Origin of the sequence: Pseudomonas sp. ok266, assembly GCF_900110195.1 — a bacterium.
In the GTDB taxonomy this organism is placed as follows: Bacteria; Pseudomonadota; Gammaproteobacteria; order Pseudomonadales; family Pseudomonadaceae; genus Aquipseudomonas; species Aquipseudomonas neuropathica.
Genome location: NZ_FOCU01000028.1, coordinates 1 through 11,884, shown reverse-complemented (window position 1 = coordinate 11,884; position 11,884 = coordinate 1). Strand labels below are relative to the sequence as shown.

Below are 11,884 nucleotides of genomic sequence, written 5' to 3'. Positions count from 1 at the left end.
GTTTCGACCACGGTCACTGACACCGTCGACACCACTGACCTCTCGCTCAGCGCCACCAACTCGGTCGCCGAGGGCGGTTCGATCATCTACACCGCGACGCTGACCAACCCGGCTGGCTCGCCGGTGACTGTGAACCTGTCGAACGGCTCGGTCATTACCATCGAGGCCGGTAAAACCACCGGCACCGTGACTGTCGCTGCGCCAGCCGATGACGTCTACAAAGACGCCGGCAAAGTCGAAGTCACCATCAAGGATGTGTCTGGCGGTAATTTCGAGAACCTGGTCCCGAGCACCACGCCAGCCGTTACCGAAGTGACTGATACCATCGACACTACCACCGTCAAACTGACCGCCACCGAGTCAGCGGCTGAAGGTGGCACCGTTACTTACACCGCCACCGTAGGCGCTCCAGTCACCGGTTCGCCGGTCGTCGTGACCTTGGCCAACGGCCAGAACATCACCATCGAAATCGGCAAAACCACCGGCACCGTGACCACCACTGCGCCGAACGATGCGTTGAACGGCCACACCCCGCTGACCAATGCGATCACTGACGTAAGCGGCGGTAACTACGAGAATCTGGTTGCCGACAAGACTCCGGTTTCGACCACTGTTACTGACACTGTCGACACCACCAACCTGTCGCTGACTGCGACCGACACCGTGGCTGAAGGCGGTTCGATCGTTTACACCGCAACACTGACCAATCCGGCCGGCACGCCAGTCACCGTTACCCTGTCCAACGGCGCCGTGATCACCATTGAGGCGGGTAAAACCACTGGCACCGTCACCGTCGCTGCGCCCGCCGATGACGTCTATAAAGACGCCGGCAAAGTTGAAGTCACGATCAAGGACGCCACTGGCGGCAACTTCGAGAACCTCGTTCCGAGCACCAACCCAGCCGTTACCGACGTCTCTGACACCATCGACACTTCGACGGTCAAACTGACCGCTACCGAGTCCGCGGCTGAAGGTGGCACTGTCACCTACACCGCCACGGTCGGTGCGCCAGTCACTGGCTCGCCAGTTGTGGTGACCCTGGCCAACGGCCAGAACATCACCATCGAAGTGGGTAAAACCAGCGGCACCGTGACCACCACCGCGCCAAACGATGCGTTGACTGGCCACGCTCCACTGACCAACGCGATCACCGACGTTTCCGGCGGCAATTACGAAAACCTCGTGGCTGACAAAACCCCGGTCAGCACCACCGTCACCGACACCGTCGACACCACCAACCTGTCGCTGACCGCGACCGGCTCGGTGAACGAAGGCGGCCAGATCACCTACACCGCGACCCTGACCAACGCCGCTGGTTCGCCGGTCACCGTGACTCTGTCGAACGGTGCTGTGATCACCATCAACGCCGGCAAAACCACCGGCACCGTCACCGTCGACGCGCCGAAAGATGACGTCTACAAAGATGCCGGCACCGTTGAAGCGACCATCAAGGGAGCGACCGGTGGCGACTTCGAAAACCTCGTCACCAGCACTACTCCGGCCGTCACCACCGTCAACGACACCATCGACACCTCCACCGTGTCGCTGACCGCCACGGCGAACGTCGCTGAAGGCGAAACCGTGGTCTACACCGCGACCGTGACCGCGCCAGTGACTGGTTCACCGGTTGTCCTGACCCTGTCCAACGGCCAGACCATTACCATCGCTGTCGGTGAAACCACCGGTTCGGTGAACTTCGTTGCACCGAACAGCCCACTGGCTGGTGGCAGCTCGCTGAGCGTAACCATCGACGGCGCTACCGGTGGCAACTACGAAAAACTCGCGGTCGACGGCAAGTCCGCCGACACCGCGGTTTCGGACACCACCGACACCACCAACCTGAACCTGACCGCGACCGATTCGGTGGCTGAAGGCGGTTCGATCGTTTACACCGCGACGCTGACCAACCCGGCCGGCACCCCGGTGACCGTGACCCTGTCGAACGGTTCGGTGATCACTATCGAAGCCGGCAAAACCACCGGCACCGTAACCGTTCCAGCGCCTGCCGATGACGTCTACAAAGACGCCGGCAAGGTCGAAGTGACGATCAAGGATGCAACGGGCGGTAACTTCGAAAATCTGGTGCCGAGCACTGTGCCGGCCGTGACCAACGTCACCGATACCATCGACACCACCACCGTCAAGCTCACCGCGACCGAGTCGGCGGCTGAGGGTGGCAGCGTGACTTACACCGCAACCGTCGGCGCGCCAGTGACCGGTTCCCCTGTGGTCGTGACCCTGGCTAACGGTCAGACCATCACCATTGGTGTTGGCCAGACCACCGGCACCGCGACCACCACCGCACCGAACGATGCATTGACCGGCCACACGCCGCTGACCAATGCGATCACTGAGGTGAGCGGTGGTAACTTCGAAAATCTGGTTGCCGACAAGACACCGGTTTCGACCAATGTCACCGACACTGTCGACACCACTAACCTGTCGCTCAGCGCCACGGGTTCTGTGGCCGAGGGTGGTTCGATTGTTTACACCGCAACCCTGACCAACGCTGCAGGCTCGCCAGTCACGGTGACCCTGTCGAACGGCGCGGTAATCACCATCGAAGCCGGCAAAACCACTGGCACCGTGACCGTTCCAGCTCCGGCCGATGACGTCTACAAAGACGCCGGCAAAGTCGAAGCGACGATTTCGACCGCTACCGGTGGCAACTTCGAAAACCTGGTGCCGAGCACTGTTCCAGCCGTCACCGAAGTGACTGATACCATCGACACCTCGACCGTGAAACTGACGGCGACCGAGACCGCCGCTGAAGGGGGCACCGTCACTTACACCGCGACAGTCGGGGCGCCTGTGACAGGCTCGCCGGTTGTGGTGACCCTGGCCAACGGTCAGAACATCACTATCGAAGTCGGCAAAACCACCGGCACCGTAACCTTCACCGCACCGAACGATGCCCTGACCGGCCACGCGCCGATCACCAACGCGATCACGGGTGTCACTGGCGGCAACTACGAAAATCTGGTTGCCGACAAGACCCCGGTTTCGACCACGGTCACCGACACCGTCGACACCACCAACCTGTCGCTCAGTGCGACCGGTTCTGTGGCCGAAGGCGGTTCGATCATCTATACCGCGACATTGACCAACGCTGCTGGCTCGCCAGTGACCGTGACCCTGTCGAACGGCGCGGTGATTACCATCGACGCCGGCAAAACCAGCGGCACCGTGTCCGTTCCAGCGCCAGCCGACGACGTCTACAAAGACGCAGGCAAGGTTGAAGCGACGATCTCCACCGCTACCGGTGGCAACTTCGAAAACCTGGTGCCGAGCACTGTTCCGGCCGTCACCGAAGTGACTGACACCATCGACACCTCGACCGTCAAACTGACCGCCGATACGTCCGTGGCTGAAGGCGGCACCGTCACTTACACCGCCACTGTTGGCGCTCCAGTGACCGGTTCGCCGGTCACCGTGACCCTGGCCAACGGCCAGAACATCACCATCGAAGTTGGCAAAACCACCGGCACCGTGACCTTCACCGCACCAAATGATGCGCTGACCGGCCATGCGCCACTGACCAACTCGATCACCAACGTGACCGGCGGCAACTACGAAAACCTTGTTGCCGACAAAACTCCGGTCAGCACCACCGTGACCGACACCGTCGACACCACTAACCTGTCGCTCAGCGCCACAGGGACAGTGGCCGAGGGTGGTTCGATTGTTTACACCGCAACGCTGACCAACGCGGCTGGCTCGCCAGTGACCGTGACCCTGTCCAACGGCGCCGTGATCACCATCGACGCCGGCAAAACCACTGGCACCGTGACCGTTCCAGCCCCGGCCGACGACGTCTACAAAGACGCCGGCAAGGTTGAAGCGACGATCTCCACCGCTACCGGTGGCAACTTCGAAAACCTGGTGCCGAGCACGACGCCGGCCGTGACCGAAGTCACCGATACCATCGACACCTCGACCGTCAAACTCACGGCTGATACGTCGGTCGCTGAAGGTGGCACCGTCACTTACACCGCCACTGTGGGCGCTCCAGTGACCGGTTCACCTGTCGTGGTGACCTTGGCCAACGGCCAGAACATCACCATCGAAGTCGGCAAAACCACCGGTACCGTGACCACAACGGCACCTAACGATGCACTGACCGGTCAGGCGCCGCTGAGCAACTCGATCACCGGTGTAACCGGCGGCAATTACGAGAATCTCGTAGCCGACAAGACACCGGTTTCGACCACGGTCACCGATACCGTCGACACCACCAATCTGTCGCTCAGTGCGACCGGTTCCGTGGCCGAGGGCGGTTCGATTGTCTACACCGCTACTTTGACCAACGCCGCCGGTTCACCAGTGACCGTGACGCTGAGCAACGGCGCCGTGATCACCATCGAGGCCGGTAAAACCACCGGCACCGTCACCGTCGCAGCGCCAGCGGATGACGTATACAAAGATGCAGCCAAAGTCGAAGCAACCATTTCGACCGCGACCGGCGGCAACTTCGAGAATCTGGTACCGAGCACCGTGCCGGCAGTGACCAACGTCACCGACACCATCGACACCACCACCGTCAAACTGACAGCGACAGAGTCGGCAGCTGAAGGTGGCAACGTCACCTACACCGCGACTGTCGGCGCGCCAGTCACCGGCTCGCCGGTTGTCGTTACCCTGGCCAACGGTCAGACGATCACCATCGGCGTCGGCCAGACCACCGGTACCGCGACCACCACGGCGCCAAACGACGCATTGACTGGCCACGCACCGCTGACCAACTCGATCACTGAAGTAACAGGTGGCAACTTCGAGAACCTGGTGGCCGACAAGACTCCGGTTTCGACCAATGTCACCGACACTGTCGACACCACCAATCTGTCGCTGAGCGCGACCGGTAGCGTGGCCGAGGGTGGCTCGATTGTTTACACCGCAACGCTGACCAACGCCGCTGGCTCGCCAGTCACCGTGACGCTGAGCAACGGCGCCGTGATCACCATCGACGCCGGTAAAACCACCGGTACCGTGACCGTTCCAGCCCCGGCTGACGACGTCTACAAAGATGCCGGCACCGTGCAGGCAACGATCAGCAACGCCACCGGTGGCAACTTCGAAAATCTGGTGCCGAGCACGACGCCGGCCGTGACTAGCGTCACCGACACCATCGACACCACCACCGTCAAACTGACGGCCACCGAGTCGGCGGCTGAAGGCGGCAATGTTGTCTACACCGCAACAGTCGGCGCACCGGTAACTGGCTCGCCAGTTGTCGTGAATTTGGCCAATGGTCAAACCATCACCATCGGTGTCGGCCAGACCACAGGCACCGCAACCACCGCAGCGCCAAACGATGCATTGACCGGTCATGCGCCGCTGACCAACTCGATCACCAACGTGACCGGCGGAAACTACGAAAACCTCGTGGCCGACAAAACTCCGGTCAGCACTACGGTGACCGACACTGTCGACACCACCAATCTGTCGCTCAGCGCGACCAATTCGGTCGCTGAAGGCGGTTCGATCGTCTACACCGCGACCCTGACCAATGCCGCTGGCTCGCCAGTGACCGTGACACTGAGCAACGGCGCCGTAATCACCATCGACGCTGGCAAAACCACTGGCACCGTGACCGTTCCAGCTCCTGCTGACGACGTCTACAAAGACGCCGGCAAGGTTGAAGCGACAATCTCCACCGCCACCGGTGGCAACTTCGAAAACCTGGTGCCAAGCACGACTCCGGCTATCACCAGCGTTACCGACACCATCGACACCACCACCGTGAAACTCACGGCCACCGAGTCGGCGGCTGAAGGCGGCAATGTTGTCTACACCGCGACTGTCGGCGCACCGGTTACCGGCTCGCCAGTTGTCGTGACTTTGGCCAATGGTCAAACCATCACCATCGGTGTTGGCCAGACTACGGGCACCGCAACCACCGCTGCGCCAAACGATGCATTGACCGGTCATGCGCCACTGACCAACTCGATCACCAACGTGACCGGCGGAAACTACGAAAATCTCGTGGCCGACAAGACGCCCGTCAGCACCAACGTGACCGACACTGTCGACACCACCAATCTGTCGCTCAGCGCGACCAATTCGGTCGCTGAAGGCGGTTCGATTGTTTACACCGCGACCCTGACCAACGCCGCTGGCTCGCCAGTGACCGTGACGCTGAGCAACGGCGCCGTGATCACCATCGACGCCGGTAAAACCACCGGCACCGTGACCGTTCCAGCCCCGGCTGACGACGTCTACAAAGATGCCGGCACCGTGCAGGCGACCATCAGCACCGCCACCGGTGGCAACTTCGAAAACCTCGTGCCGAGCACCACGCCGGCCGTGACCAGCGTCACGGATACCATCGACACCACCACTGTGAAACTGACAGCTACCGGCACAGCGGCAGAGGGCGGCAACGTCACCTACACCGCCACTGTCGGCGCGCCAGTTACCGGCTCGCCAGTTGTCGTTACCCTGGCCAACGGTCAGACGATCACCATCGGCGTCGGCCAGACCACTGGCACAGCAACCACTACCGCACCAAACGACGTATTGACCGGTCACGCACCGCTAACCAACGCGATCACCGACGTCAGCGGCGGTAACTACGAAAACCTCGTGGCGGATAAGACGCCGGTCAGCACTACGGTGACCGACACTGTCGACACGACCAATCTGTCGCTCAGCGCTACCAATTCGGTCGCTGAAGGCGGTTCGATCGTCTACACCGCGACCCTGACCAACGCCGCTGGCTCGCCAGTGACCGTGACGCTGTCGAACGGCGCCGTGATCACCATCGACGCCGGCAAAACCACTGGCACCGTGACCGTTCCAGCGCCAGCCGATGACGTCTACAAAGACGCCGGCAACGTCCAGGCCACGATCAAAACCGCCACCGGTGGCAGCTTCGAAAACCTCGTCACCAGCACGGCTCCGGCCGTGACCAGCGTCACCGACACCATCGACACGACTACCGTGAAGCTGACTGCGACCGGCTCTGCGGCGGAAGGTGGCAACGTCGTCTACACCGCCACTGTCGGTGCAGCCGTGACCGGTTCGCCGGTCGTGGTGACCCTGGCCAACGGTCAGACCATCACCATCGACATCGGCAAAACCACCGGCACCGTGACCACCACCGCACCGAACGATGCGCTGACCGGCCACGCCCCGCTGACCAACTCGATCAGCAACGTCACGGGCGGCAACTACGAAAATCTGGTCGCCGACAAAACCCCGGTCAGCACTACCGTCACCGACACCGTCGACACCACCAACCTGACGCTGTCCGCGACCGGCACCGTGGCCGAAGGTGGCCAGATCACCTACACCGCGACCCTGACCAACGCCGCTGGCTCGCCAGTCACCGTGACCCTCAGCAACGGTTCGGTGATCACCATCGACGCCGGCAAAACCACTGGCACCGTGACCGTTCCGGCTCCGGCCGATGACGTCTACAAAGACGCCGGCACCGTGCAGGCGACCATCACCGGCACCAGCGGCGGCAGCTTCGAAAATCTGGTGACCAGCAACACGCCAGCCGTGACCAACGTCACCGACACGGTCGATACCACCACGGTCAGCATCACTGGCAGCAGCTCGGTGACCGAAGGCCAGACCGCCAGCTACACGGTCAGCCTGAACCACCCGGCGCAAACCGAAGTGACCCTGAAAATCGTCTACAGCGGCACCGCCGCCGACGGTTCGGACTTCACCGGCGTGTACACCGTGAAGATCCCGGCCGGTGCGAGCAGCGCGCAGTTCAACGTCGCCACCCTCGATGACAAGATCACCGAAGGCACCGAGAACTTCGTGGTCAAGATCGATTCGGCCACTGGCGGCAACTTCGAGAACCTCGCGGTCAGCAGCACCAATGGCAGCGTCAGCACGTCGATCATCGACAACGACGCACCGCCGGTCATCGACCTGGATGCCAACAACTCCAGCGGCGCCACCGGTGCCGACTACAAGGTGACCTTCACCGAAAACACCCCGGGCGCTGGTGTGTCGATTGCCGACACCGATATCAGCATCACCGACCCGGACAGCACCATGCTCACCGGCGCCACTGTAGTCCTGACCAACCGTCAGGACGGCGATGCGCTGAACCTGGGCAACAGCGTCAACGGCATCACCATCAATGCCAACAGCACCAACGGCACCGTGACCCTGACCTTGTCGGGCAACGCGACGCTGGCTGATTACATGCAGGCCATCAAGAACATCAGCTTCACCAATAACAGTGAAAACCCGAGCACCGTGCCGCGGATCATCACCGTGACCGTGACCGATGGCGGCAATTACTCCAACACCGCGACCACCACGGTCAACGTGGTGGCGGTCAACGACGCTCCGGTTGCTGCACCGAGCAATGTCACCGGCACCGAAGACACGCCGCTGGTACTCGGCTGGTCGACTTTCGGCGTAACTGACGTCGACAGCCCGGCCAACAGCCTCGGCATCAAAATTACCCAACTGCCGGGCGAAGGCAAACTGCAGTACCTGGACGGCTCGACCTGGAAGGACGTCGCCAACAACCAGACCTTCAGCAAGGCTGACATCGACGCGGGCAAGCTGCGCTTCCTGCCGGATGCCAACGAGTCGGGCGTCAACGGTTACGGCGGCAGCGGCCTGGGCAACAATCAGGCGGACTACGCGCAGATCAAGTTCCAGCCAACCGACGGTCAACTGCTGGGCAACACCGGCACCGTGAAGATCGACATCACCCCGGTAGCGGATGCGCCGACCGTGAGCGTGGCCGACAACAGCGTGAAGTCGACCGGTTTGATCAAAGAAGTCTGGACCGGTCTGTCAGGTCTGGGTACCGACGGTAGCGGTGCGAACTCGACCACCCTGAAAAACGTGATCGACGGCGCCGGCACCCCGAACAGCAGCGGCAACGTGACTAACGTGCAGTCGGACGGCAGCGTGGCCGCCGGCACCGCCTCGAAAACTTCGGGCCTGATCTACCTGGAAGCCGGCAAAACCTATTCCTTCAGTGGTGTGGCCGACGACAGCCTGCTGATCACCATTGGCGGCAAGAGCGTGGCTTCGGGTACCTGGGGCGCGGGCGGTGCGATCAGCGGTTCGTTCACCCCGACCACCAGCGGCTACTACACACTGGATATCTACCACCACAATCAGAGCGGCCCGGGCAGCTACGACGTCAACCTGTCGGTCAACGGCAGCACGCCGATCGACCTGAGCAGCGCTGGCGTACCGATCTACACCGGCGTGCAGGATCTGGTGAATTCGGGCGTGACCGTCTCCGATCTGCACGGCAGCAACGGCGAAGGCTATTACGACGGCTATAAACTCAACACCGGCGCCGAAGGCACCACGGTGAAACTGTCGGCAATCACCACCGCACTGACTGACACCGACAGCTCGGAAACCCTGAGCGTGAAGATCAGCGGCGCGCCAGTCGGCTCGGTGCTCAGCGATGGCGCGGGCCATACCTTCACCGTCACCGCCAGCAGCGGCGACGCCAACGTCACCGGCTGGAACCTCGGCAGCCTGACCGTGACCCCGCCGCCGTACTACAACGGCCAGTTCAACCTGACCGTGACCTCGACCTCCACCGAGATGGTCGGCGGCTCGGCCAGCAGCACCGCGACCATTCCGGTCACCGTGGTGCCGGCGGTCTACAACGCCATTGTCGCGACTTCGGGTGACGACACCTTCAGCGGCACCGATGGCAACGACATCATGGTCGCCGACATCGGTGGTCTGACCGTGGTGCCGGGCACCAACTACAACATCGCGTTCATGGTCGACAGCTCTGGCAGCATGACCGCGTCGTCGCTCAACGCGGCCAAAGACTCGCTGACATCGGTGTTCAACACCCTCAAGCAGAGCCTGGGCGGCAGCAACTCAGGTACGGTGAACATCTTCCTGGTGGACTTCGATACCCAGGTCAACAAGTCGGTGTCGGTGAACCTCAATGACCCGAACGCGCTGACCAAGCTCAAAGCGGTACTGGACTCGATGGCGTCCGGCGGCGGCACCAACTATGAAGACGTGTTCAAGACCACGGCCAACTTCTTCCAGAGCGCGGAAGCCGTGGCCAACACCGGGGCGAAAAACCTCACGTACTTCATCACCGACGGCCAGCCGACCTACTACCAGACCGGCGAGTCGACCAACCCGTACCTGTACGGCAACAAAACCCTCGATAGCCTGATAACCACCACCAACTATAAGTTGGGGACAGCGGTCAGCCTGTACCCGGACAGCTCGCACCAGATTGATATCAGCGCGAACGGCTCGGTGACGGTCTGGACCAAATCGGGCGGCAATTGGTCGTATCAGAACTTCGGTACGCTGCACGCCCAGGGCGACGGCACCTATGAGTTCTCCGGCCTGGCGGGCAGCGGTAGCAGCACCGATTACTACACCACTACCAACTCCAACAGCAGCTTCACCTTGCTCAGCGGCCTGTCGAACGTCGAAGCCATCGGCCTCAACAGCGGCGTCAGCCTCAACGATCTGAAGCCGTACGATTCGGATAAAACGCCGCAGACCAACATCGATCCGAAGGATCTGGCCAACTCGATCATCGGCCACACCGAAGCGACGCTGCCGGGCAACGACACCGTCAGCGGTGGCGACGGCAACGACATCCTGTTCGGCGATCTGGTCAGCTTCAACGGCATTGCCGGCGAAGGTTATCAGGCGATGCAGGCGTTCGTTGCCAAGGAAACCGGGGTCGATGTCAGCAAAGTCACCACCAGCAACGTGCACCAGTACATCACCGAGCACTATCAGGCGTTCGATGTCTCCGGTGCGCATGACGGCAACGACACACTGCTGGGCGGCGCGGGCAATGACATCCTGTTCGGCTCGGGCGGCAACGACCTGCTCGATGGCGGCAAAGGCAATGACATCCTGCTCGGCGGCACCGGCAACGACACGCTGATCGGCGGTCAGGGTAATGACATTCTCATCGGTGGTTCGGGTGCCGACACCTTCGTCTGGAAGGCGGGCGACACCGGCAACGACGTGATCAAGGATTTCAACGCCAGCGAAGGTGACCGCATCGACTTGCGTGATCTGTTGCAGGGCGAGACCGGCAGCACCATCGACAACTTCCTGAAGATCACTACGGTCGACGGCACGTCGTCGCTGCAAGTCAGCTCGGCGGGCAAGTTCAACTCCGGCGACGCTGCGGCGGCAACCCCGGACGTGACGATCAAACTGGAAGGCAACAACTGGTCGAGCGCCAACATTCACAACCTGATTGCCGGCAGCGACCCGACCATCAAGGTCGACCACAACAACAGCTGATCGTGAACAAAACGGCCGCCCCGATGGGGCGGCCGTCACGTTTGTGCTGACCGGACCGGTGACGATCGCGTCGCCGCACCGCATACTCGCGCACAGTTGGCTATGCTGCTGACAGCATGACGCTGGTTCATTTCTGAGGGATGCTCAATGTTTTACGTGCAACGCGATGCGCAAGGTCTGTTGATTCGCGTGGAAGCCGCGGCCTACGCCGAGGCCACGGAAACGCTGCCGGCCGACAGCCATGAAATCCAGGCCTGGTTCGCCAATGAAGTGGTGGAAACCAGCCTGAAGCAGCTCAAGCAGAGCGACTTCGAAATGATTCGGGTACTCGACGACCTGATTCAGGTGCTGACCCAGAAGGGCGTGATCCGCGTCACCGACCTGCCGCCGGCGGCCCAGGCCAAACTGATGGACCGGACCCAGGCGCGTGAGGCGTTGGGCGGGTTGAGCCAGTTGATCGATGAGGATGAGGGCGGGTTGATCTGATCCACCCAGTATCAAAAGCCTACCCTCACCCCAGCCCTCTCCCGGTGGGAGAGGGAGCTGACCGAGGTGTCTGGCGCCATACATCGACCTGAGAAATCGAGTCGATTATGGATTCAGCGCAAATCGTTCACGTCAGCGTACTTCCCGAACA

Annotated in this window: 2 protein-coding genes; both read left to right on the top strand. The window is 61.8% G+C overall.

Annotation, left to right across the window (positions count from 1 at the left end; genetic code table 11):
• On the top strand, window positions 1-11,247 hold an 11,247-nt coding region (locus BMY54_RS30730), incomplete at its 5' end, for an immunoglobulin-like domain-containing protein (protein WP_093442679.1).
• A gap of 147 nt (window positions 11,248-11,394) precedes the next feature.
• The gene (locus tag BMY54_RS29660) at window positions 11,395-11,733 is read left to right on the top strand and encodes a hypothetical protein (protein WP_007918987.1); all 339 of its coding nucleotides are present in this window, start codon (window positions 11,395-11,397) and stop codon (window positions 11,731-11,733) included.
• Window positions 11,734-11,884: the final 151 nt, after the last annotated feature.